General features: G+C 63.2%; 22 protein-coding genes and 1 other RNA gene. 14 read left to right on the forward strand and 9 right to left on the reverse strand.

Annotated features, from left to right (window positions below):
- Positions 1–342: 342 nt before the first annotated feature.
- Together FJ986_RS18255 and FJ986_RS18260 are read right to left on the reverse strand one after the other, a co-directional pair.
- Entirely contained in the window at positions 343–1,137 is a 795-nt protein-coding gene (locus FJ986_RS18255) for a thymidylate synthase (RefSeq protein WP_140648961.1), read from the reverse strand.
- Positions 1,138–1,440: 303 nt separating this feature from the next.
- Positions 1,441–1,752, reverse strand: a complete 312-nt coding sequence (locus FJ986_RS18260; protein ID WP_140675357.1) for a DUF2853 family protein — start codon at positions 1,750–1,752, stop codon at positions 1,441–1,443.
- A 167-nt stretch (positions 1,753–1,919) separates the two neighbouring features.
- Between FJ986_RS18260 and ssrA the strand changes: the two genes are divergently transcribed.
- Together ssrA and FJ986_RS18270 are read left to right on the forward strand one after the other, a co-directional pair.
- Positions 1,920–2,280, forward strand: a transfer-messenger RNA (tmRNA) gene (ssrA, locus tag FJ986_RS18265).
- A gap of 117 nt (positions 2,281–2,397) precedes the next feature.
- Positions 2,398–2,949: an AAA family ATPase gene (locus tag FJ986_RS18270; RefSeq protein WP_140521178.1), complete on the forward strand. Its 552-nt coding sequence runs from the start codon at positions 2,398–2,400 to the stop codon at positions 2,947–2,949.
- A gap of 64 nt (positions 2,950–3,013) precedes the next feature.
- Here FJ986_RS18270 and FJ986_RS18275 read toward each other — a convergent pair whose 3' ends face one another.
- A complete protein-coding gene (locus tag FJ986_RS18275) occupies positions 3,014–4,219 on the reverse strand; it encodes a multidrug effflux MFS transporter (protein ID WP_140516527.1) in 1,206 nt (401 codons plus the stop codon).
- A gap of 186 nt (positions 4,220–4,405) precedes the next feature.
- On the opposite strand from FJ986_RS18275, the gene FJ986_RS18280 reads away from it, so the two are divergent.
- The 4 genes from FJ986_RS18280 to FJ986_RS18295 all read left to right on the forward strand — a co-directional run bounded on the left by FJ986_RS18280 (position 4,406) and on the right by FJ986_RS18295 (position 6,219).
- Positions 4,406–5,095 carry a TetR/AcrR family transcriptional regulator gene (locus tag FJ986_RS18280; protein WP_140495314.1) on the forward strand — a complete coding sequence of 230 codons (690 nt, stop codon included), beginning with the start codon at positions 4,406–4,408 and terminating at the stop codon, positions 5,093–5,095.
- Between the two features lie 145 nt (positions 5,096–5,240).
- Complete coding sequence (locus tag FJ986_RS18285; protein ID WP_140495312.1) at positions 5,241–5,774, forward strand: SspB family protein; 534 nt, start codon at positions 5,241–5,243, stop codon at positions 5,772–5,774.
- Between the two features lie 18 nt (positions 5,775–5,792).
- Positions 5,793–5,990 carry a DUF4169 family protein gene (locus FJ986_RS18290; RefSeq protein WP_140675360.1) on the forward strand — a complete coding sequence of 66 codons (198 nt, stop codon included), beginning with the start codon at positions 5,793–5,795 and terminating at the stop codon, positions 5,988–5,990.
- Between the two features lie 7 nt (positions 5,991–5,997).
- Positions 5,998–6,219, forward strand: coding sequence for a ribbon-helix-helix domain-containing protein (locus FJ986_RS18295; RefSeq protein WP_140516531.1), 222 nt, complete (start codon positions 5,998–6,000; stop codon positions 6,217–6,219).
- Between the two features lie 12 nt (positions 6,220–6,231).
- Here FJ986_RS18295 and FJ986_RS18300 read toward each other — a convergent pair whose 3' ends face one another.
- Positions 6,232–8,025 carry a chloride channel protein gene (locus FJ986_RS18300; RefSeq protein ID WP_140675363.1) on the reverse strand — a complete coding sequence of 598 codons (1,794 nt, stop codon included), beginning with the start codon at positions 8,023–8,025 and terminating at the stop codon, positions 6,232–6,234.
- 148 nt (positions 8,026–8,173) lie between these two features.
- Between FJ986_RS18300 and FJ986_RS18305 the strand changes: the two genes are divergently transcribed.
- From FJ986_RS18305 to FJ986_RS18320, 4 genes are all read left to right on the forward strand, one after another.
- Positions 8,174–8,620: a MarR family winged helix-turn-helix transcriptional regulator gene (locus FJ986_RS18305; RefSeq protein ID WP_140623160.1), complete on the forward strand. Its 447-nt coding sequence runs from the start codon at positions 8,174–8,176 to the stop codon at positions 8,618–8,620.
- 38 nt (positions 8,621–8,658) lie between these two features.
- Positions 8,659–8,904, forward strand: coding sequence for a DUF982 domain-containing protein (locus FJ986_RS18310; protein ID WP_140675365.1), 246 nt, complete (start codon positions 8,659–8,661; stop codon positions 8,902–8,904).
- 267 nt (positions 8,905–9,171) lie between these two features.
- Entirely contained in the window at positions 9,172–9,477 is a 306-nt protein-coding gene (locus tag FJ986_RS18315; RefSeq protein ID WP_140495300.1) for a hypothetical protein, read from the forward strand.
- 134 nt (positions 9,478–9,611) lie between these two features.
- Positions 9,612–10,499, forward strand: coding sequence for a sigma-70 family RNA polymerase sigma factor (locus FJ986_RS18320; RefSeq protein WP_140623158.1), 888 nt, complete (start codon positions 9,612–9,614; stop codon positions 10,497–10,499).
- Between the two features lie 55 nt (positions 10,500–10,554).
- On the opposite strand, the gene FJ986_RS18325 is transcribed toward FJ986_RS18320, so the two are convergent.
- Positions 10,555–14,424 (reverse strand): AsmA family protein, encoded by a 3,870-nt coding sequence (locus FJ986_RS18325; protein ID WP_140648725.1) that lies wholly within the window; start codon positions 14,422–14,424, stop codon positions 10,555–10,557.
- Between the two features lie 224 nt (positions 14,425–14,648).
- Here FJ986_RS18325 and FJ986_RS18330 point away from each other — a divergent pair, with 224 nt between their 5' ends.
- Positions 14,649–15,632 carry a Dyp-type peroxidase gene (locus FJ986_RS18330; protein WP_140495294.1) on the forward strand — a complete coding sequence of 328 codons (984 nt, stop codon included), beginning with the start codon at positions 14,649–14,651 and terminating at the stop codon, positions 15,630–15,632.
- Between the two features lie 112 nt (positions 15,633–15,744).
- Here the strand turns inward: FJ986_RS18330 and FJ986_RS18335 are convergent, their stop codons facing one another.
- The gene (locus FJ986_RS18335) at positions 15,745–16,266 is read right to left on the reverse strand and encodes a hypothetical protein (protein ID WP_140495292.1); all 522 of its coding nucleotides are present in this window, start codon (positions 16,264–16,266) and stop codon (positions 15,745–15,747) included.
- A gap of 99 nt (positions 16,267–16,365) precedes the next feature.
- On the reverse strand, positions 16,366–17,781 hold the full coding sequence (locus FJ986_RS18340; protein ID WP_140521185.1) for an FAD-linked oxidase C-terminal domain-containing protein: 1,416 nt from the start codon (positions 17,779–17,781) through the stop codon (positions 16,366–16,368).
- A gap of 215 nt (positions 17,782–17,996) precedes the next feature.
- On the opposite strand from FJ986_RS18340, the gene FJ986_RS18345 reads away from it, so the two are divergent.
- Together FJ986_RS18345 and FJ986_RS18350 are read left to right on the forward strand one after the other, a co-directional pair.
- Entirely contained in the window at positions 17,997–18,482 is a 486-nt protein-coding gene (locus FJ986_RS18345; protein ID WP_140495288.1) for a thioesterase family protein, read from the forward strand.
- Between the two features lie 147 nt (positions 18,483–18,629).
- Positions 18,630–18,827: a hypothetical protein gene (locus FJ986_RS18350; protein WP_140495286.1), complete on the forward strand. Its 198-nt coding sequence runs from the start codon at positions 18,630–18,632 to the stop codon at positions 18,825–18,827.
- Between the two features lie 51 nt (positions 18,828–18,878).
- On the opposite strand, the gene FJ986_RS18355 is transcribed toward FJ986_RS18350, so the two are convergent.
- On the reverse strand, positions 18,879–19,358 hold the full coding sequence (locus tag FJ986_RS18355) for an Lrp/AsnC family transcriptional regulator (RefSeq protein ID WP_140495284.1): 480 nt from the start codon (positions 19,356–19,358) through the stop codon (positions 18,879–18,881).
- A 90-nt stretch (positions 19,359–19,448) separates the two neighbouring features.
- Between FJ986_RS18355 and FJ986_RS18360 the strand changes: the two genes are divergently transcribed.
- Positions 19,449–20,348 carry an EamA family transporter gene (locus FJ986_RS18360; RefSeq protein ID WP_140675368.1) on the forward strand — a complete coding sequence of 300 codons (900 nt, stop codon included), beginning with the start codon at positions 19,449–19,451 and terminating at the stop codon, positions 20,346–20,348.
- Between the two features lie 8 nt (positions 20,349–20,356).
- Here the strand turns inward: FJ986_RS18360 and FJ986_RS18365 are convergent, their stop codons facing one another.
- Positions 20,357–21,253 (reverse strand): dienelactone hydrolase family protein, encoded by an 897-nt coding sequence (locus FJ986_RS18365; RefSeq protein ID WP_140559539.1) that lies wholly within the window; start codon positions 21,251–21,253, stop codon positions 20,357–20,359.
- Between the last annotated feature and the right edge of the window lie 26 nt (positions 21,254–21,279).

The raw sequence follows: 21,279 nt of genomic DNA on the forward strand, positions 1-21,279 counted from the left end.
TGATATGGCGCTTGCGGGAAGGTCATTCCCCTCTGCGTCAGCGGGCTTGCAAGTCGCGCGGGGACAGTTTGGCAGCTTCGCAGCTGGATCGTCGCAGAACGGCTTCATGCTGTTGTTGATGCATTCACACCCGCACTCGGCAAATGCGCGGCCATTGAAAGCGAAGACAAAGACGAGCGCAAATACCGCTGCTGGCAGTCGCATGGACGCCTCCCCGGAAATCTCCTGGCCTGAGGGTAAGGTCGACCGATCTTGTCGAAAAGATATCAAAACGACGTACCGGCGAGGCACCACCATCGCCACGGCCTCGAGACATCAGGTCGGCAAGGTTGCGCCGGCGGTTCAGACCGCGATCGGCGCCTTGATCGTCGCGTCGGCGACATAATTTTCCAGCCGGAAATCCTCGAAGCGGAAGGCGAAGAGATCCTTCACTTCAGGGTTGATCCACATGGTCGGCAGCGTTCTTGGCGTGCGCCGCAGCTGCTCGCGCGCCTGCTCGAAATGGTTCGAATAAAGATGTGCGTCGCCGAGCGTATGGACGAAATCACCGGGCTTCAGGCCGGTCACCTGCGCCACCATCAGCGTCAGCAGGGCGTAGGAGGCGATGTTGAACGGAACGCCGAGGAAGATGTCGCCGGAACGCTGGTAAAGCTGGCAGGAAAGCCGGCCTTCCGAGACGTAGAACTGGAACAGGCAATGGCATGGCGGTAACGCCATCGCCTCCACCTCGGCCGGATTCCAGGCCGAAACGATCAGCCGCCGCGATTGAGGATTGCGGCGTATCTCTTTCACAAGATTGGTTATCTGATCGATCGACCCGCCATGGCCGTCCGGCCAGGAACGCCACTGCTTGCCATAGACGGGGCCAAGGTCGCCATTCTCGTCAGCCCATTCGTCCCAGATGGAAACGCCATGGTCGGTCAGATATTTGATATTGGTTTCGCCGGCCAGGAACCACAAAAGCTCATGAATGATCGATTTCAGGTGCAGCTTCTTGGTGGTGGTGGCGGGAAAGCCGCGCGCCAGATCGAAGCGCATCTGGTAGCCGAACACGGAGCGCGTGCCCGTGCCCGTGCGGTCGCCGCGGTCGGCGCCATGATCCAGCACGTGCTGCAGAAGGTCGAGATACTGGCGCATCGGTTCGGCTCGATTCGATTGTGCGAGCATTATAGCTGCTAGACAGGCGGCCGAACACATCAAAACGGCGCAGGCGACGCTTGCCTCATCACTGTTTCGGCGTCTGCGCCGACATCCAAGCAAACTGGCCGCAGCCTCGGTGTCCGTCTTGCAACGCCGGCAATTGGCGAAACCATCGGTGACAGCATTCCTCTCCCCGTCTCTATACGGGGAGAGGATGGCGGCAGCCAGATGAGGGGCAGCACAAGCCGTGCCCGTTACAAACCAGCGGCGCGCTTCAGCAGCCGCGCGAGCACGGAATTCTCAGAGCGAACCGAGCTTTCCCAGGTCCTTGGCAACGAGGTAGTAAAAAGTTACCCGATTCTTGGTGCTGTCTGCGGCCATCGCCTTGCAGGTCTTCTCGATCGCAGCATCTGCCTTAGCCGCATCGGCGACGCCGAGCTTCTTGCCGACCCAGTTTTCCCGGACGCGCTCGAGTTCTTTGGGATCGGTGCAGGACACCAGCGAGGAGTCGCGGTTCCTGAGCGCGATCCCCAGATGCTTGACGATCTTCTCGACAATTTCCGCACTCGCCGCGGCGTCGTATTTCTTCACGTCTGCAAGATAGTCGGCCATCAAAATTCCCCTCGTCGGCGCCACGGATCCGGTCGATGAGGGCTGTGGCGCGCTCCGCAACTCGTGCGCTCGGTCGGTAACTCCTCACCGCGGCAAAGCTTCGGTTGAGACCGTTCCCAAGTCAACCCTGCCGCGTCGCATTTTGACACAGGGACAAAGCACATTGCGGTCTTTCATTTCTGGCGATGGGCCCCTATATTCGCTTCGTCGGCTTGACCGACTATGGCGATAAACTGGCGATGAAATAAGCCGTTCGGACCCGGGGGCGGTACCCGGCGCCTCCACCAAAAACCGCTCTGGAAGACGGAGCGGCTTTTGCTGGGGGCGAAATAGGATCGACGAAGGTGTAAAGATCGTACTTTTGCCCGGCATTGTACCACCGTCATCGGGCTAAACTTATAGTTGCCAACGACAACTATGCGGAAGCACGTCTCGCTGCTTAATGCAGTGCGATAGCTTCAAATCAAGCCCTAGGGGTTCGCACTTCTAGGCGGGGTTCGGAGGTACCTGGCAACAGAAACCTCCACTTCTCCCCCTTTTTCATCTGCATCACGCGCAACGGCACGCTCGCGCCGGCCAGACTTCGTTCGGCCCATGGGAGACGACGCAGTGGAGCCGCGTGCCTCCTTCGTCATGGGTAAAAAAATGCAAAACAATTCCGACCGATTCTTCGTGCTGACCGGCGGTCCGGGCTCCGGCAAGACCGCACTGATCGAAGCCTTGCGCCGTGCAGGGTTCGCCACCTCGGTCGAGGCCGGACGCGGCATCATTCGCGACCAGTCCGCCATTGGCGGCTCCGCTTTGCCTTGGAGCGATCGCGCATTGTTTGCCGAATTGATGCTGTCCTGGGAGATGCGCTCGTACCAAGCCGCGATCGAACAGGAAGGACCGGTCTTCCTCGATCGTGGCGTGCCCGACACGCTGGGCTATCTCCGCCTCAGCGGTCTGCCGGTGCCCGATCACGTCGGCATCGCAGCGAAGCGTTGCCGCTACAACCCTCGTGTCTTCGTTGCCCCGCCTTGGCCCGAAATCTTCACGCAGGATGAAGAACGCAAGCAAACGCTCGACGAAGCCGAGCGTACCTGTCACGCGCTGGTCGGCGTCTATGCCGAACTCGGTTATGAACTGGTACGGCTGCCCCTGGCGCCTGTCGAGACACGGCTGCGCTTCATGCTGGACGAAACGGGATTGGCATGAAAAAGGCCGGGATCGCCCCGGCCTCTTTCAATTTCCCGGCCTCTTTCAATTTATTGGCGATTGCCTACTCCGCCGGCGCTTCGACGGCCTCGCGCGAACGGCCGAGCGTGATCTTGGCCAGGGTGAAGGAGATCACCGCGCAGAGCGTGATGCCGGCGACCATCGGCAACGGCGTGCCGTCGAAAAAGATGCCCGCGACACCCATGGCGAGCGCACCGATGGCGAAGTGCAGCGTGCCCATCAGCGCCGAAGCCGTGCCCGCGATCTCGCCATGCTCCTCCATGGCCAATACCGAGGTGGTCGGAATGACCAGGCCGAGAAAGCCATAGCCGACGAACAGCAGCGCCGCCATCACATCCAGCCGGTCCACACCGGAAGCCATGACAGCGAACAGTGCCACCATCGTCGTGGCGTAGCCGGTCACCGCCACCCACACCACCCGCTTGAGCCCGAAACGCTCGGAAAGCAGGCCGGTGAGCTGCGACATGCCGATGAAGGCGACGGCATTGATCGAGAAGAACACGCTATAGACCGAAGGCGACAGGCCGTAATGGTCGATCAGGATGAAGGACGAGCTCGACAGATAGACGAAGAAGCTCGCAATGCCGAAGCCCGCGATCGCCACCAGGCCGAGGAAATTGCGGTCCCCCATCAGGAAACGGTAGCCTGAAAGGGCGGTGCCAAAGGAAGAACCGGCGCGTTCTTCAGCCGGCCGCGTCTCCTTGAGCGAGGTCGCGAGCAGGATGGTTGCTAGCACCGCTGCGGCCGTGACGGTCCAGAACACGGCGCGCCAGCCGAAACTCTCGATGATCTGGCTGCCGGTCAGCGGCGCCAGGATCGGCGATACCGAGAACACCAGCATCAGCAACGACATCAGCTTGGCGGCTTCGTTGCCAGTGTGCAGGTCGCGCACGATCGCGCGCGGAATGGCCATGCCGGCGCTGGCGCCAAGGCCCTGCAGGAAACGGAAGGCGATCAGCCATTCGATGGTCGGCGCCAATGCCGAACCGACGCCGCCGACCATGAACAGCGCAAGACCGCCATAGAGCGGCAGCTTGCGTCCGACCATATCGGAGATCGGCCCGACGACGATCTGGCCGAAGCCCATCGACAGGAAGAAGATCAAAAGGCTCATCTGCACGGCTGCGGTGCCGGCGTTGAGATCCGCGCCGATCGAGGGCAATGCGGGCAGATACATATCGATGGCGAAGGGCCCGATGGCGGACAACAGGCCGAGCACGACCGCGATGCGGAGGAATTTGGGACTCATGATGTTGGCTTCTTTCGAATCTGGTTGCCGCCGCAAGGCGACGTCTGACCCCAGGACGTTCGATCCCGTGGGATTCCGACTCTCCGAGAGCGAATTGTTCGCCTGTCCAGAGGTGAACCTCTTATAGCGTGTCCACAAATTTAGACAGTCTTGTCTAAATCGTCAATCACCTCTATATAGATTTTCATGAGACCGGGTGTTTCTCCTGACAGTTTCCCGCCACGCAGCCACGAGGCCAAGCGCATCTCGGTGGTCGACGCAGCCGCTTCCGTGTTCTGCCGCGAGGGCTTTGCCGGCGCCAATATCGACCTGATCGCCGCCGAGGCGGGTGTCTCGCGCCAGACCGTCTACAACCACCATGGCGACAAGGAAAAGCTCTTCATCGCCGTAGTCCGCGATCTCACCGAGCGCTGCAATGCCGGCATCTTCGCCACCATCGCCACGTTCCCGGACCAGCCGAGGGATCTGGAAGCGGATCTGATCGGCTTTGCCGTGCGCCTGAACCAGAACTGCATCTGCAACCGCGACGGAAAATTCCTGCGCAAGCTGATCCAGACCGAAGGCGAGCGCTACCCCGAACTGTTCGCCGAATGGCGCGAACAGGGTCCTGGCAGGACATGGCCGGCAATCGCCGCCCGCTTCGCCCGCCTTGCCTATGGCGGTTACCTCGCGATCGACGACCCCGACGTCGCGGCGCGGCAGTTCCTCGGCCTCGTCAATGCTGAATTGCAGACGACCTTCATGCTCGGCGGCACCCCGGCTGAGGACGAGGTCGTGCAATCGGCGACAAATGGCGTGCGCACCTTCCTGCGCGCTTTCGGCAAGCGCCCCTCCCCGACCAGCGTCAAGAAACACGCCGCGCTTGCCAACGCGTGACATTTGCGGGTGACGCAAGCCGGCTTCCGCGATCAAATCTCGGCAATCGTCCTCGCTTCCTCGCGGCGGCGGTCTATATGCGGTTTACGCCGCGCTCAAGCTTGATTACAGCTATGCGGACGATTCAACGGAACCCGACCGCCACATGGCCGACGACCACATCCGCTATGACATTCTGGCCCAGGAGGCGTTGCGCGGCGTCATGCGCAAGGTCCTGGCCGAGGTCGCGCGCACCGGCCTCCCCGGCAACCATCATTTCTTCATCACCTTCCTGACCGGCGCGCCGGGCGTGCGCGTGTCTTCGCGGCTGCGCGAGCGCTATCCGGAGCAGATGACCATCGTCATCCAGTTCCAGTATTGGGACCTGAAGGTCACCGAGACCGGTTTCGAGGTCGGGCTCTCCTTCTCGGACGTGCCGGAAAAACTCGAAATCCCGTTCTCGGCGGTGCGCGGCTTCTACGATCCGTCGGTTAACTTCGAACTCGAATTCGACGTCAAGACCGAAGGCCAGTCAGATGACGAGCCAGCTTCCCAGCCGGCGTCCGAACCGCTCGCCATCGTCTCCGAGAAAAAACCGAAGGCTGAGAAGAAGGCCGCCGAACCCGAGAAGAAGGCGGCCGATGCCGATGCCGCCAAGGGCGCCGAAGTCGTCTCGCTCGACGCCTTCCGCAAGAAATAAGCCTTCGGGTCGCGCGTCATGGCCGACATCGTCAATCTGCGCCAGGCTCGCAAGCAGAAGGCAAGGCTGGAGAAGGAACGCACGGCCAGCCAGAACCGCGCCCTGTACGGCCGCTCCGGGGCAGAGAAGGAACGCGACCGCCTGGTTGCCGAGAAGGCCGAGGCTTTCGTCGCAGGCCATCGGCGTCAACCGCCGCACGATCCGGACCCCAAATGAGCTTCAGGTGAGCCCGGTCGAAAAACGCTCGGTGACGATCCGTGGCCACCGCACCAGCTATTCGCTCGAAAAGCCGTTTTTTGACGACCTTGTCGCCATCGCCGTCGCGCGCAATCTGCCCCTTGCCGCGCTGGTCGCGGAAGTCGACGAAAACCGGCCGCGCGACACCAATCTGTCCTCGGCGCTCCGGATCCATGTACTGGCCTGGGCGAAGCGCGGCCGCGCCTGATGCCGGACGCCGTCAGGCAGCGCCCTCCTGTTTCCCGCGGCGGGTGCCGAACCCCAGCAGGGCCGTGCGATCGCGCTCTTCCGCCTGTTTCCTGGATCTGACGCGCATCAGGTCCTTCCAGCCGACGTAACCGACCAGCGTTCCATCGTCGCGTGCCACGACCGGCAGATGCGACACGTTGGCCATCAGGAGCTTGTCCGACAGGCCTTCCAGATATTCATCGGGATAGGCAAGCGTCACCTTGCTGCCGGCCAGTAATTCGCCGAGCGTCGTCGTCCGGTGCTTGCCGGCACGCCGCCAGCGCAGGATCGCCGGTGGATCGATGAGTCCGAGCACCTGCCTGTTGCCGTCAATGACCGGGAAGCTCGGATGACGCGTCTCCGGCGCGGTCAGGAATGCCGCTGCGCCATGCAGCGTCATCGTCGCCGGCACGCTCTGGACCTGCGTGGTCATCACTTCGTGCACCCTGGTCAGCGCGAACGGATCGACCCGGTATTCGCGCACCAGATGATGCCCTCGCCTGGCGATCTTCTCGGTCAGGATGGAACGTTTCATCAAAAGCACCGTCACCGCATGGGCGGCGGCGCAGGCCGCGATCAGCGGCACCAGCACATGCGTGTTGCCGGTCAATTCGACCGCGAAGAAGGTCGCCGTCAGCGGCGCGCGCATCGTGCCGCCCATGGTCGCCGCCATCGCCAGCAGCGCCCAGAAGCCGGGATCGGCCGCCGGCAGGAAGCCGGCGAGCACCGCGCCCATCGCGCCGCCCATGATCAGCAGTGGCGCCAGCACGCCGCCCGACGTTCCCGAGCCCAGCGCCACCGACCAGATGACCGCTTTCACCACCAACAACAGGAGTGCTGCCGTCGCAATCGTGCGGCCGTCCAGCATGTTGGATATGTTGTCGTAGCCGACGCCGAGCGCCTGCGGCTCGATCAGGCCGCCAATGCCGACGACGAGGCCGCCGAGCATCGGCCACCACATCCAGTGGATCGGCAGTTTCTGGAAACCGTCCTCGCAGGCATAGACCATCTGCGTCAGCAAGGCAGACAGGAGGCCGGCCGCAATACCGATCAGGACCCAACCGCCAAGACCGGCAAAGGAAATCGCCATGCCGCCCTGAAACGGAAAGATCGGTCCCGGCATGTGCAGCATGGTGCGCTCGACCTCCGCCACGATGGCAGCCACCGCCACCGGAATGAAGCTGCGCGGCGTCCACTCGAACAGAAGCAGTTCCACCGCCAGCATGATGGCGGCGATCGGCGTTCCGAACACGGTGGTCATGCCCGCGGCAGCGCCCGCCACCAGCAGCGTCTTGCGCTCATTGTCGCTGACCGGCAGCATCTGCGCGATCAGCGAGCCGATGGCGCCGCCGGTCATGATGATTGGGCCCTCGGCGCCGAACGGGCCACCGGAGCCGATCGAGATCGCCGACGACAGCGGCTTCAGCACCGCGACCTTGGCGTCCAGCCGCGAGCGCCCGAGCAGGATCGCTTCGATCGCTTCTGGAATGCCGTGGCCACGGATCTTCTCGCTGCCGTAGCGCGCCATCAGGCCGATGATGAGTGCGCCGATCACCGGCACGGCGACGGCGGCATAGCCAAGCGGCGTGTCCTCCAGTTTCAGATCGGCGAGCGTGAATTGACCGAAATAGGCGACGTTGGTGGCGAGCCGGATCAATTTCAGCAGGATGATGCCGGCAAACAGCGCGGCCGTCGCCACCACCACCGCGATGCCAGCGATCAGCAACACCCTGGCGTCGGTGGTGAAATCGCGCAGATGTCCGGGACTGCCCTGTTCGGTCTTCATTGCCTGCCTGCTTTCCGTGGCGTGTCGCTGTTGGAGGATCGGCAAACCGTCAAAACGGCTTTGCCGGCGGCTATGTATCGTAATACGATATAAATATTCAAGCGGGCTTGGCCCGAAATCGTTTGAGCTTTGGCCGGAATGACAACACATGTCTGGTATGTCGCATCCGCAAAAACCCCGCCCCGCCATCAGCCAGGCCGATTACCAGCGGCTGTCGGAGTTCCGCTATCTGATCCGCCGCTTCCTGGAATTCAGCCAGCTACAGGCCGAAGACGCCGGTCTGACGCCGCGCCAACATCAGGCACTGCTCGCCATAAAGGGTTTTCCCGGCGGAGGCCCGGTAGCTATCGGCGACCTCGCCGAACGCTTGCGCATCCGCCATCATAGCGCCGTCGAACTGGTCAACCGCCTGTGCGAGGCCGGGCTGATCGTCAGAGATCAGGACAAGGAGGACCAGCGCAAGGTGCTGCTGCAACTGACCGAGCGGGCCGATGCCTGCCTCGCCGACTTGTCGGCCGTGCATCTCGACGAGCTTTCGCGCATCGAACCCATGCTGAGGAGCGTGCTCGCCCGAAAGGACCGCGACACGCTCTAGAGACAAGTTTCGCAACCTAGCTGAATGGAGGCTATGCCATGTACAACATCTGGTTTTCCAAGGCAGTCCCGGTTTCCACAGGCGTTACTGGCGACGTTCGAAATCTGTCCAATGCCGAACAAGCTCTCGACCTTCTTACCAATCACTGGCGCGATGCGGGAAGCATCAAGCATAAGGCTGCGCTGCGGGCGTGCCGACAGGCCATGAACGGCGGCGTATCGGCCGATACCGCCAGGGATGCTTTTGTCGAAGCCGCGAGGGAAGCGCGCGTTCTGGTCGAATAACTGCCGCGCATGGCCCGGGCGTTGTTGGCCCAACCACAGGCCCGACATACCGTCCTCGATCGACGGTGAGCGCACGATGAGATCGCGACAGCCGTCAGCAACGCGCCGTCGTCCATTCAACTCTTGCGAAGCCCGGCTACCATCGGGAAGATGGGACATAAGGGGCCGCATAAAAAAATTCCGGAAACCCCGAATCCTTTGGCTCCGCCGCTTCGTCTCGGACATGAGCGACCTGCAAGGTGCAGGGCCGGCAAAGGAACAGACAAGATGAAACACCATTTGATACGTTACAGGACCAAACCGGAGCTGGTCGACGAGAACGAGCGGCTGGTCAAGGCCGTGTTCCAGGAATTGCGGGATAAATCGCCCGAAGGGTTTCGCTACATGACATGGCGGTCCGGCGACGGTACCTTCTTCCATCTGGTCGAGGCGGCAACCGAGGAGCAGGCCGGCACCCTTCCGGGGCTAGCGGCATTCGCGACTTTTCAGAACGGCATCAGGGATCGCTGCATCGAGCCTCCGCATCGCGAGGCGATGACGGTGGTGGGCAGTTACCGGATGCTGGACCACTAGAGCAGTTCACCGTTTCATGGAAACAGCGAACCGCCCTAACTCTTTGTTTTGACGCAATTCTGGACAGAAAACCGCACACACTTTTCTTGGAATTGCTCTAGGCGCGGTCAAGCGATGTGGAGAACGGCGGGCGTATGAACATCCTCATTCCTGGCGGGCACCGCGCGCTCATCGAACGCCTGCTTGGGGAGTTGCGCCCAAAGCTGCACCGCTATTGCGCGCGCATGACGGGTTCCGTCTTCGACGGCGAGGACGTGTTGCAGGAAGCGCTGGCCAAGGCGTTCGAGGCTTTGCCGAACGCCGGCCAGATCGCAAATCCGGAGGGCTGGCTGTTCCGCATCGCGCACAACACGGCACTCGATTTTCTGCGCCGGCGAGCCCGCGAAAAGGCCTTTTCCGATGAGGATCCGGACACGATCGTCGACCCGGCCAACGCCACCTTCGACCGTCAGGCCGCTGCCGCCGGCCTGCACACCTTCATGCGCCTGCCCGTCGCGCAGCGCAGCAGCGTCATCATGATGGACGTTCTGGGTTATTCGCTGCAAGAGATCAGCGCCGCGCTGGACACCAGCGTCCCGGCCGTCAAGGCGGCGCTGCATCGTGGCCGCGGCCGCTTGCGCCAGCTCGCCGCCGAGCCCGAGGATCGGCCGGTTCCCAGGCTGGGCGTCTCTGAACGCCTGTTGCTCGAAGCCTATATCGATCGCTTCAACGCCCGTGATTTCGACGCCGTGCGCGACATGCTCGCCGATGAAGTTCGCCTGGAGCTGGTGGCCAGGACGCGGTTTACCGGACCCAAGGAAGTGGCTACCTATTTCCACAACTATTCCCGCCTCCGCGATTGGCGTTTCGTGCCGGGATTCGTCGAGGACAGGCCGGTGGTCCTCGTTCACGACGGCAACGACCCGGCTGCGCGACCAGCCTATTTCATCCTGCTGGTCTGGCAGGAGGGCAAGCTTGCCGCCATCCGCGATTTTCGTCACGCCCGCTACGTCGCCGACAGCGCCGAACTGCTCGTTCTTTGAACGATCGAGGGAAATCCCCTGCCCTACTGCCCTACTGCCCTACTGCCCTACTGCCCTACTGCAAAGACTTCAGCAAATTGTCGATCGTAGACGGATTGAACTGCGGTTTGGCCGGAGGCGGATTGTCGTTGGCCACCGGCGGCGGCGCCCGTTCCGGGTTCGGCGCCTGCTCGGCGCCCTTGCGCTCTGCTTCCAGCCTTGCCTTCTCCTGCGAGGCGGTCCGCATCGCCTCCTCGGCCTTTGCCTTGGCATCCGCCTCGGCTTTGGCCTTTGCCTCGGCATCCGCTTTGGCCCTGGCCTCTGCTTCGGCTCGCGCCTGAGCTTCCGCCTCGGCTTTCGCCTTGGCGTCGGCCTCGGCCTTCAGCCGCGCCGCCTCCTCCTGCTGTCGCAGCTCCTCGGCCGCCTTGTCGCGCTGGTCCTGCAACGCAGCGTAATAGCGCACCTCGCGCCGCAGCCGCTGCTTCTCCAGCAACGCGGCCTGCATCGCCTCGACCCGCTGCTGCTCCTTCTCGAGCGCGCGCTGGGTCAGGAACTGCGCCAGCGGTTCGCTGTCGAACTGCCGTTTGACGGCGCCGAACGGCCCCTCGACGCTGAAATTCATCGCCGGTTCGGAACCGACGAGCGCTTCGTCGCCGGGCCGGTAGGTGACCGCGCCCTTGGCGGAGACCGTATCGGCATTGAGGTCCGCCGTGATGTCGGCGGACAAGGTCGCCGAAGGATTTTCGAGGCTGATCGGCGGCGCTCGCAGCGTGCCACCTGCAATGGTGAAGGCGATGTCGGTATCCTTTGCCGCGAAACTGCCATCTGCCGCGATAGCGGGCGCGAAGCCGGCGGTCTTGGCTGCATCGATATCGCGGCCGATCGCGTCCGCCTTGGCGAGGAAGGTGCTGAACGCATTGGGATTGACGCCGGCGACCGTGACGCCCTTCAGCGCCGCCGTGCCCGAACCCGACAGAGCGGCAACCATCGCGTCGACCGATTTGCCACTTGTCGAAAACGCCGCGGAGACATCCCCCTTGCCGCCGATGCCGGCATCCGGCAGCAAGGCTGGCAGATCGGCGTCCGCGAGCTTCATCTGGCCGGTGAAAAGCCCAGTGCCGTCATTGTTTTTCAATTCGAACAGGCCGGTCAGCGCACCGCCAAGGAATTTCGCCTTGAGATCGGACACGCGGATGCCTTCCTGGTCGAGCTTCAGCGACAAGGCCGCGTCATAGGCGGTCGCGAATGGCCCTGCGGCAAGGGAAGCCGTGGTCAAGTCGAGATCGGCCGTGAATGGAAGGCTGGATTTCTGGCTGAACGGGGCCGACGGCCACACACCGCCGTTGTTGTCTCCGCTCTTGTCCGTGAACGCGGAATCGCCGAACAGCGCCACCGCCATCGGGTCGAGATCAAGTTCGTCGAGCGCCAGCGAGCCGGCCAGATGCGGCACGCCATCTTTGCCGTCAATCCCCTCCTTGACGTCGATGTTCACGTCACCCGACACCGCAGATTCGTTGATGGCGGCGTTGAGGCCGGAGAGCACCAGTAGGCCGTTGCCGTAATCGGCCTGCGCGGTGAGCGACGTCGACGTGCCTGTCCCCATGCCCGGCAGGCCTATGCCCGATGTCATCAGCCAGGGCTCGATGTCGGCCGTATCGAGGCTGACCTTGCCCTTCGCGACCGGACCTTGCGGCGTGTCGGCTACGGTGCCGTCGAAACCGGCGTTGAAGTCGTTGCCGGCAAGGCTGAAGCTCGTCGCCAGGCCGCCGCCCAGCGTGCCCTTGGCCTGGATGTCGGTGCTTGCCTCGCCGAGCATGCCGAGCGGCAGTGCCGGCAAGCCGTAAAGTGCCAGCAGCGCTGTGGCGTCGGGGTTCCTGGCATTGAAGGTCAGCGCCACAGGCGCTTCAAGAAGCTTGTCGACCGCTCCCTTCCCCGACAGCGAGGCGGAAAAGGACGATCCGCCGGCCTTGCCTTGCCCGCTCACAGCAAGCCCTGTTGTGCCGTCGCCATTGTCGGCAGCACTCACCACAAGATCGACGCGCGAGTCCTGGAACAGGTCGGGATAAGCAGCGGCGCGGCTTGCCAGTCCCTTGAGCACGGCATTGTCGGCATAGTGCTGCGCCGCCACGTCTATCAGCGGCTTCAGGTCGACGGCGACCACGGAGGCGTCAAGCTTGCCGGTCGGGCTCGCTGGGAAATCCTTGATCCGGCCTGTGGCGCTGATCGACGCGCCAGCCAGCCCGCCCACCGACAGCCGGTCGATCTCAAGCAGCCCGTCGCGCAGCCTGAGCGCGGTGTCGACCGTGTCGGCGGTCAAGCCTCCGGCACTGACCGGTCCCGCCTTGATCTGGAAATCGAGGTCGCGGTCGGCAAATCGGTTGGCGCCCTTGTCACTGATGAAGATCGAAGCGAAGGCCGCTAGCCCGTCGACATCGAGATCGCCGCCTTCCAGCCGCATCAGCACCGAGGGCCTGGCGTCGTCGGGCTGGCTGGAATCGATGCGGCCGGAAAACATCGCTTTGCCCAGGACCAGTTCGAGATCGCTGAAGGCCTGGCGCTTTTCGGAGAGATCGACTTTAGCCCGGAAGCCGGCGGCGGGCAGACGCCGGATCGCCTCGTCGACGTCCTTGGACAACCAGGCAGCGAAGCCGGAAGGCTGCGCCACCGCCAGCAGCAGCGAACCGGTGAAGCCGAAATGGTTCTCGACGCTGAGCAGGCCGTCGGCCTCCAGCGTGGCGCGGCCGGGCAGTGTCGCGGCGAGCGATTTCACCGACCAGCCGCCATCGACCGGCTCGGCGGAAAGATGAACGTCGCGAACCGTGGTGTCACCGGCCACCACGGCCGGCAACCTGACCTCGACCGTTCCGGGAATGGTCGGCTTGGGCAGGTCGAGCAAAGCCTGTTCCAGTCCGGCAATGCGCTGATCCAGTGTCAGGCCGGCGCCTGCCGCACCCACGGCCTCGTCGAACTGCACCTGCGCGCCATTGGCCTCGATGGCGAAGCTCGGCTTCTGGCCGAGATCGATCGAGGCCTTGCCGTCGGCGGTATAGGGATTGTCGAGGGGTCCGGTCTCGAAGCGGAATTCATCGATGCCGAGCTTCTGGTGATCGAGCGCGAACTTGCCGTTAACCCGAAAGCCGGGATTGGACTTGCCGGTGCCGACCTTCACCGTCTCGCCATCGGTGCCCCGCAACTGGGCTGAGTTCTTATCGGCGCCGGAAATCTTGAACTGTCCGGAGTAGATGGCGGCGCCGTTGACGATGCCGGCATTGCCGTCGGTTTCGATGACCAGCGGATACGCGTCGGGATCGGCCTTGAGCCGAAACCGCATCTGGCCGTTGGCTTCGGCCTTGCCGGTAGTGGCGGCAACCGTCGTGCGCAGGCCGTCGAACCTCAACGTGCCATCCATGCGCCACGGGCCCGCCAGCGATTTGGCCGAAATGGTCGAATTGATCTCGGACATGGTGTGGCTGCGTCCGCCGGCGGCATGACGCAGCTCGATCTGCCCTTCCGTCACCGTCAGCTTCTCGATCGAGATCTGGTTGAGGTTGAAGGGCGAGGACGGCCGCATCGCCCAGTCGACGGTGCCATTGGCGGCGATGTCGATCGTCGCTTTCGGCCGCACCAGCCGCATGTCGAAAATCAGCACCTCGCCACGCAGGAACGGCGCCAGTTCCGCATCCATCGAAAACGTCTCGACGGTCATCGCCGGCTGGCCGGCGGGGCCGCCGGCAACGGCGACATTGGAGAAGGTTACCGACGGAAACGGCAACAAGCGCGCCGTGGCGTCGCCCTGCACGGTCACCTTGCGGCCGAGAATGGCGCTCGCTTCGCGCTCGAACTGCGCCCGATAGCCGGACCAGTCGACAAAATACGGCCCCACCAGCGCCGCGCACAGCACCAGCACGAACAGGCCACCAAAGATCACGAACAGGCGTGCGAGCATCAGTTCCGAACGGTTTGGTTGAAATCAGCCGCACTCTACCTGCATCCGCGTGTCGATAAAGAGGCAATTCGATCGTCGTCGGCGACAACCATGGACGGCGTTCGATGTTGCGCGGTCGCTCTTGATCGCGATACCTTGCTTTGGGCGTCCTCGCCCTGTTCCGGTCGCGGCGTTTTCCGATCCGGGATCGTCTGAAACAATCCTGGAAAAGCGGAGAATTGGGGATGTCGGGGAAGAACTGGGACCGTGTGCCGATCGATGCGCAGAGCGTCGACGCGCCGCTTTCGCAATCAGCGATTTTCCTTGTCGTCACCATAGCCGATGAACAGGCGGTTCTCGGAAAGGTTTGTTCCGTACTCGGCGACCTTGACGACCTGGTCAAGACTGTCGGGTTCCGCGACCTCGGCGGCCGCCTGTCCTGCATCGCCGGCATCGGCCACGATCTATGGAACCGGCTCAACCCCGGCCGGCGGCCGGCGGAGTTGAAGCGGTTCACGCCGATCAAGGGTGCGGTTCACGCCGCGCCCACGACGCCGGGCGACCTTCTCTTCCATATCCGCTCCGAGCGGCCAGACATGTGCTTCGAGTTCGAGCGTATCCTGCTGGACAGGCTTGGTGCCGGCGTGACCGTCGTCGACGAAGTCTCGGGGTTTCGTTATTTCGATGCCCGCGACCTGCTCGGTTTCGTCGACGGCACAGCCAACCCCACCGGCCTCGATCTGCCCGCCTCGGCGCTCGTTGGCGACGAAGATCCCGATTTTGCCGGCGGCAGCTATGTCGTCGTTCAAAAATACCTGCACGATCTCCAAGCGTGGGCGCGAATCCCCACGCCCGTGCAGGAGGCGATCATCGGCCGAACCAAGATCGACAACATCGAAATCGATGATGACGAAGCGCCGCGCAAATCGCACAAGTCGCTCGCCACCATCGAGGATGCCGACGGCACCGAACATGACATATTGCGCGACAACATGCCGTTCGGCCGGCCGGGGCAACGGGAATTCGGCACCTACTTCATCGGCTATTCGAGATATCTCTGGGTGATCGAGAAGATGCTGCAGCGCATGTATGTCGGCGACCCGCCCGGCGCCTACGACCGGCTGCTTGATTTCTCCACCCCTCACACCGGCACGACATTCTTCGCACCGACACGGCCGATGCTGCAGGTGCTTGCCGAGGCAGCGCCAGAGAAGTTGGCCACTCGGTAAACGACGCACACAGCAAAGCGGCCTACCGACCACGTGCCGGCGGAGAAGCGTTTGTCGTGCTTCGGCGTGCTGCGGAGATCAGCACGCGATCATCGGCGTCATCAGTGCGAATTCAACGCGCGTCGCGCTTTGCCTGCGCCACCTTGGCCGCTTTGCGTTGTCGGCCGAGCTCAGCCGGCCGAACCAGATTCGGCGTCCTCTGGTTTGCCACCGCTCGCATGCCCTTGTGCGCAGTGCGCGCGTTGAACGCTGGACCATCCGTCGGCGCTTTCTGCTTCAGGGCCAGCGCCTTGCGCGCGCTGTCGACCAATGAGACGCGCGCCGTCAACTGGCGGCGCCGTTCGGCCTCGCCATTCAACCGCCGCATGGCCGTCGCCAGCATCGCAAGCTTCAACTGAGAGCCGCCATCGGCCTTTGAAGCGACAGCCCCTTTCGGTGTGCCCTTGCCCCGGATTTCGCGCCGGCGTCGATGCGCCTCGGTCTGCGCCTTGTCGCGCCGCTCCCGAAGGCGTTTGACGAGGCCGGACAGATCGGCGTCAGAAAGGTCCTGGACCGCCGGATGGTGCGATTTTTCCACCAGCTCGTGTTCGTCGGCACTCAGCGCGCGCGCTTCTTCCTTGCGTGAAATCGCCATGACACCACTCCTCCGCTTGGGTTGCCCGTCTTCTGGGCCTTCAGCACACGGAGTCTCGGCCCGATTGGAGGTGGGGTCAAGACGAGCCGATGACGGCGTCTACTCGGCAGCCGGCAGGATCTTGCCCGGGTTCATGATATCGAGCGGATCGAGCGCCTGCTTGATCGTGCGCATGATGTCGACGCCGTGGCCGAGCTCATGGCGCAGGAAGCCAATCTTGCCTTGGCCGATGCCGTGCTCGCCGGTGCAGGTGCCCTCCATGGCGATGGCCCGCATGTTGAGCCGCGCCACGAACTTTTCCGACAGCGCGATTTCCTTCGGGTCGTTCACGTCCATCAGCACCAGGACGTGGAAATTGCCGTCGCCGGCATGGCCGACGATCGGCGCGACAAGCCCCATTTCGGCGATATCGGCCTCGGTTTCGGTGACGCATTCGGCAAAACGCGAGATCGGAACGCAGACGTCGGTCGACAGGCCCTTGGCGCCTGGCCGCAGCGTCAGCGACGACCAATAGGCGTCATGTCTGGCCTTCCAAAGTTTGGTGCGCTCCTCGGCGACACTGGTCCACAGGAACGGTCCGCCGCCATTCTCCTCGGCGATCATGCCGAAGGTCTCGGCCTGCTCGGCAACGCCGGCATCACTGCCATGGAATTCGACGAACAGGCACGGGCTTTCGGGATAGTCGAGCTTGGAATATGTCTTCATCGCCCGCATCTGCAGCGCGTTGACCAGTTCGATGCGCGCCACCGGAATGCCCATCTGGATCGTCGCGATGACGGCGTTGCAAGCCGCTTCGACGCTCGGAAACGGGCAGACACCACCGGAAATCGCCTGCGGAATCCCTTGCAGCCTCAAGGTCAGCGAGGTGATGATGCCGAGCGTGCCTTCCGAGCCGACCAGCAGCCGTGTCAGGTCGTAGCCGGCCGAGCTTTTTTTTGCCCGCTTGCCAGTGGTCACCGCCTCGCCATCGGCCATGACGGCCGTCAGCGACAGCACGTTCTCGCGCATCGTGCCGTAGCGCACCGCGTTGGTGCCTGAGGCCCGTGTCGCAGCCATGCCGCCCAGCGAGGCATTGGCGCCGGGATCGATTGGAAAAAACAGGCCGGTGTCGCGCAGATGCCGGTTGAGATCCTCGCGAGTCACCCCGGGCTCGACCGTGCAGTCGAGATCCTGCGGATTGACCGATAGGATCCGGTTCATCCGCGAAGTGTCGACCGAGATGCCGCCGCCCGGCGCGTTGGTGTGGCCTTCGAGCGACGAGCCGACGCCGAAGGCGATCACCGGCACGCGGTGCGCGGCGCAGGCGCGCACGATCTCCTGTACCTCGGCGGTCGTTTCCGGGAAGACGACGCCGTCCGGTGCCTGCGTCGGGATGTAGGTTGTCGTATGCGCATGCTGGGAGCGAACCGCCTGGCCGGTCTGAAAGCGCTCGCCAAACCGCTGCTTGAGGATGCCGAGCACGGCGGCGATGCCTTCTTCGTTGCGCTCGACCGGATTGAGGTCGCTCAGGGCCATGAATTCCTCCGCGAATGGACCAGTGTCCATGCTTGTCATGCATTTATGGATGATGCCTAACGCAATTCCAGGAAAAGTGTGAAGCGGTTTTCCCGGGAAAAGCGCCTAGCGCTTTCCCTGGGGAATTGTATCAAAGAGGCGGTCCGACGTTTCCGTGGAACGATGAACCGCTCTTACAACCACGCTCTGTCCAGCACCAGAACAAGGAAGTTGCCATGCCGATCCCCGCCCCTTTTGTTTCTCAGCCAATGGCTATCGAGAAGGACTGGATCGATTATAACGGCCATCTCAACATGGCCTACTACAACGTCCTGTTCGACCGCTGTTCGGATGAAGCCTTCGAGGCGATGGGCATGGGGCTGGACTATGTCAAGAACCGTCGCCTCACCATCTACACCGCCGAAGTCCATGTCTGCTACGTGCAGGAACTGCATCTCGACCACAAGGTCACGGTCTCCTTCCAGCTCATCGACCATGACGAGAAGCGGCTGCGGTTCTACCAGGAAATCCGCCATGCCGACGGCTGGCTCGCCGCGACGTCCGAGCAGCTTGCACTGCATGTCGACATGTCCGGGCCCAAGGTAGCCCCCTTTCCCGCCGACGTGCTGGCCAAGATCGAAGCGATGCGCGCCGCTCACGCAGCCTTGCCGATGCCCGAACGCGCAGGCCGCTCGATCGGCATCAAACGCAAGACGGCTTGAACCCGCCCGGGGCCCGCGTTAACCTTACCGAGGTTTTAACGGGAACAAGCCGATTGGACCGTTGCGCGACTCAGCGGGCCGTTCGAAAACGATCCGCATCGAAGTAGCGACACGGGCGGCGGGGCATAGCCGATTCGGGGGACGTGCATGAAAACCGATATCAAAGTCGAGGTGGACAGGCTCGCCGCCGATCCGCGCATTACCGACTATGATTTCTGGCGCTCGCTGAAGAACGTCAACAACGAGATCTTCCACATCGCCAACAACAATGAGCCGATCCCCTTCGACATGATCCGCTGGCGCGTCATCCTTAAGCAGGCCCGCATGAAGCGCGGCCACGCCTGACGCTGCGGGTAGAGCGGCCACTTCCGTTGACGACATTCCAGGGGTTTGACCTCAACCCTGTCGCCTGATCGCCGCCAGCGGCGAGCGCGCCACCACCGGCGATGACTGGATGATGGCCGTGTTGGTCATCGCGTAGGGAATGATGCGGTCGATCACCCGTTCGAGTTCGGCCATTGAGCCGACATGCGCCAGCGCGATGAAACAGTCCTCGCCGGTTACCCGGTCGCATTGCGCGATCTCGGGCAGGTCGCGGATGATCTCGGCCACGACGGCGAGCTGCCCCGGCACCGGCCGGATGCGCAGCCATGCCGACAGGTTCAGGCCAAGCGCCGCCGGATTGATCCGCACGCAATAGGCTTCGATGACGCCGCTCTCCTGAAGCTGCTTGATGCGCTCGGACACGCTCGGCGCCGACAGGCCGACGGCGCGCGCCAGCTCGGCCGTGCTGGCGCGCGCATCTTTTTCCAGCAGGCGCAGTATCTTCAGATCGACCGCGTCGAGGTCGAGATTTTCGTTTCGAAGGCGCTTCATCAAAAACTCCTTGCATCCGGAAAGCGACCGAGGTCCCTGAACGACCACTGCCCATATCAGACGGAAAAAATACCTGCGGATACTGATCCGATGAACGATCGGACGCAAGTCCAAACCTCGCCCACAGGTGCGGCCTTTACCAGCCTGCCGACATCGCTGCCGCCGCATGTCTGGTTCTGCGTCAGCGCCGTGTTCCACTATCTCGGCCCTGCCTTCGCCGTGCTTTTGTTTGCGCAGATCAGCGTGCTTGGCATGGCCTGGCTGCGCATCGCCACCGCCGCGTTGATCTTCGCGCCGCTGACGCGTCCGTGGCGAACCTTCGCCCAGGCCGATCGGTCGACACGGCTGCTGCTGCTCGCCTTCGGCGTCTGTCTGGCAGTGATGAACTGCTCCTTCTATCTGGCGCTCGACCGCCTGCCGATTTCGCTGGTGGCCGCGATCGAATTCGTCGGCACCATCGGCGTCGCGCTGGTCGGTCTCCGAAGCGCGCGCAATCTCGCTGCCCTTGCCGTCGCCGTGGCCGGCACCTTGCTGCTGATCGACGTCAAATGGTCCAGCGATCCTATCGGCCTGTTCTGGGCCTTCCTCAACGGCGCGCTGTTTGTGGGCTATATCGTGCTTGGCCACCGCGTCGCCGCTTCAGGCGCCGGCGGCGGCATTGCCGGGCTCGGCGCCGCGATGGCCGTGGCCTTCCTGGTCGTGCTGCCGATCGGCCTCACCGACGCGTTGCCCGCCTTTTTCTCCGCGCCGCTGCTGCTGGCGGCCATCGGCGTCGGCATCTGCTCCTCGGTCATCCCCTATATCTGCGACCAGCTCGCCATGGCGCGGCTGCCGCGGTCGAGCTTCGCGCTGATGCTGTCGCTGCTGCCAGTCACCGCGACGCTGATCGGCATTCTCGTGCTGCGCCAGATCCCCGGCATCAGCGAGTGCATCGGTATTGCGCTGGTGGTGGCCGGCGTCGCCTTGCATAGGCCTGCGAGCACGCAGTAGATCCTCCGCTAAGCCAGTTTCTCCTTCAGGAAGGCGACGGTCCGGCCCCAGGCGAGATCAGCCGCCTTCTTGTCATAGCGCGCTGCCGAAGTGTCATTGTTGAAGGCGTGATTGGCGCCTTCATAGACATAGACCGTGTATTCGACATGCGCGGCATCGAGTTCCTTCTTGAAGGCGTCGATGCCGGCATTGGTCCGTTCGTCCAATCCGGCATAGTGCAGCAGCAGCGCCGCCTTTATCTTGGAAACGTCCGCGGCCTTCGGCTGCATGCCGTAATAGGCGACACTTGCCGCCAGATCAGGCGCGTTCACGGCGAGCATGTTGGCCGTGCCGCCGCCCCAGCAGAAACCGACGACACCGACCTTGCCGTTGCCGTCCTTGTCGGCCTTGAGGAAAGCCACCGTCGCGACGCCATTGGCGACGGTCTGCGCCGGATCCAGCTTGGTGAACATGTCGCGCGCCTTGTCCTCGTCGGCGGGCGTGCCGCCGAGTGGCGATAGGAAATCCGGAGCGAGCGCCACGAACCCCTCCAGCGCCACGCGCCGGGCGACGTCGCGTATATGCGGGTTGAGCCCCCTGTTTTCGTGGATGACGATGACGGTGCCGAGCTTGCCCGCCTGGTCCGCCGGCTTGACAAGATAGCCCTTCATCTCGCCGCCGGCGCCAGGATAGGCGATTTCCTGGCCTTTCACGCGGGGATCGTTCTCGGCGACGATGGCCGCCTGGGCGGAGTTGGCAGCCAGCATCGGCGCGATCGCCGCGGCCGCCGCCCCGGATCCCGCAAGCCGGGTCAGTTGCTCCATGAAGCGGCGGCGATCGAGTGTCAGATGCGTGTATTCGTCATAGGCGTCGATCATCGCCTGGGTGATCCCAAGCTTTGCTGGTCTGGCGGCTGCTTTGGTCATGGCGCATTCCTCGGCTTCAGGCTTCA

The organism is Mesorhizobium sp. B1-1-1, assembly GCF_006442955.1.
Taxonomy (GTDB): Bacteria; Pseudomonadota; Alphaproteobacteria; order Rhizobiales; family Rhizobiaceae; genus Mesorhizobium.

What these genes read in the sequence shown, in the direction of transcription:
- FJ986_RS18365 (WP_140559539.1), bottom strand. Translation starts at nt 21,253, where the DNA reads ATGACCAAAGCAGCCGCCAGACCAGCAAAGCTTGGGATCACCCAGGCG.
- FJ986_RS18300 (WP_140675363.1), bottom strand. Translation starts at nt 8,025, where the DNA reads ATGAAGACCGAACAGGGCAGTCCCGGACATCTGCGCGATTTCACCACC.
- FJ986_RS18315 (WP_140495300.1), top strand. Translation starts at nt 9,172, where the DNA reads ATGAAACACCATTTGATACGTTACAGGACCAAACCGGAGCTGGTCGAC.
- FJ986_RS18355 (WP_140495284.1), bottom strand. Translation starts at nt 19,358, where the DNA reads ATGAAGCGCCTTCGAAACGAAAATCTCGACCTCGACGCGGTCGATCTG.
- FJ986_RS18360 (WP_140675368.1), top strand. Translation starts at nt 19,449, where the DNA reads ATGAACGATCGGACGCAAGTCCAAACCTCGCCCACAGGTGCGGCCTTT.
- FJ986_RS18280 (WP_140495314.1), top strand. Translation starts at nt 4,406, where the DNA reads ATGAGACCGGGTGTTTCTCCTGACAGTTTCCCGCCACGCAGCCACGAG.
- FJ986_RS18305 (WP_140623160.1), top strand. Translation starts at nt 8,174, where the DNA reads ATGTCTGGTATGTCGCATCCGCAAAAACCCCGCCCCGCCATCAGCCAG.
- FJ986_RS18330 (WP_140495294.1), top strand. Translation starts at nt 14,649, where the DNA reads ATGTCGGGGAAGAACTGGGACCGTGTGCCGATCGATGCGCAGAGCGTC.
- FJ986_RS18260 (WP_140675357.1), bottom strand. Translation starts at nt 1,752, where the DNA reads ATGGCCGACTATCTTGCAGACGTGAAGAAATACGACGCCGCGGCGAGT.
- FJ986_RS18255 (WP_140648961.1), bottom strand. Translation starts at nt 1,137, where the DNA reads ATGCGCCAGTATCTCGACCTTCTGCAGCACGTGCTGGATCATGGCGCC.
- FJ986_RS18320 (WP_140623158.1), top strand. Translation starts at nt 9,612, where the DNA reads ATGAACATCCTCATTCCTGGCGGGCACCGCGCGCTCATCGAACGCCTG.
- FJ986_RS18310 (WP_140675365.1), top strand. Translation starts at nt 8,659, where the DNA reads ATGTACAACATCTGGTTTTCCAAGGCAGTCCCGGTTTCCACAGGCGTT.
- FJ986_RS18325 (WP_140648725.1), bottom strand. Translation starts at nt 14,424, where the DNA reads ATGCTCGCACGCCTGTTCGTGATCTTTGGTGGCCTGTTCGTGCTGGTG.
- FJ986_RS18345 (WP_140495288.1), top strand. Translation starts at nt 17,997, where the DNA reads ATGCCGATCCCCGCCCCTTTTGTTTCTCAGCCAATGGCTATCGAGAAG.
- FJ986_RS18285 (WP_140495312.1), top strand. Translation starts at nt 5,241, where the DNA reads ATGGCCGACGACCACATCCGCTATGACATTCTGGCCCAGGAGGCGTTG.
- FJ986_RS18290 (WP_140675360.1), top strand. Translation starts at nt 5,793, where the DNA reads ATGGCCGACATCGTCAATCTGCGCCAGGCTCGCAAGCAGAAGGCAAGG.
- FJ986_RS18350 (WP_140495286.1), top strand. Translation starts at nt 18,630, where the DNA reads ATGAAAACCGATATCAAAGTCGAGGTGGACAGGCTCGCCGCCGATCCG.
- FJ986_RS18335 (WP_140495292.1), bottom strand. Translation starts at nt 16,266, where the DNA reads ATGGCGATTTCACGCAAGGAAGAAGCGCGCGCGCTGAGTGCCGACGAA.
- FJ986_RS18340 (WP_140521185.1), bottom strand. Translation starts at nt 17,781, where the DNA reads ATGGCCCTGAGCGACCTCAATCCGGTCGAGCGCAACGAAGAAGGCATC.
- FJ986_RS18270 (WP_140521178.1), top strand. Translation starts at nt 2,398, where the DNA reads ATGCAAAACAATTCCGACCGATTCTTCGTGCTGACCGGCGGTCCGGGC.
- FJ986_RS18275 (WP_140516527.1), bottom strand. Translation starts at nt 4,219, where the DNA reads ATGAGTCCCAAATTCCTCCGCATCGCGGTCGTGCTCGGCCTGTTGTCC.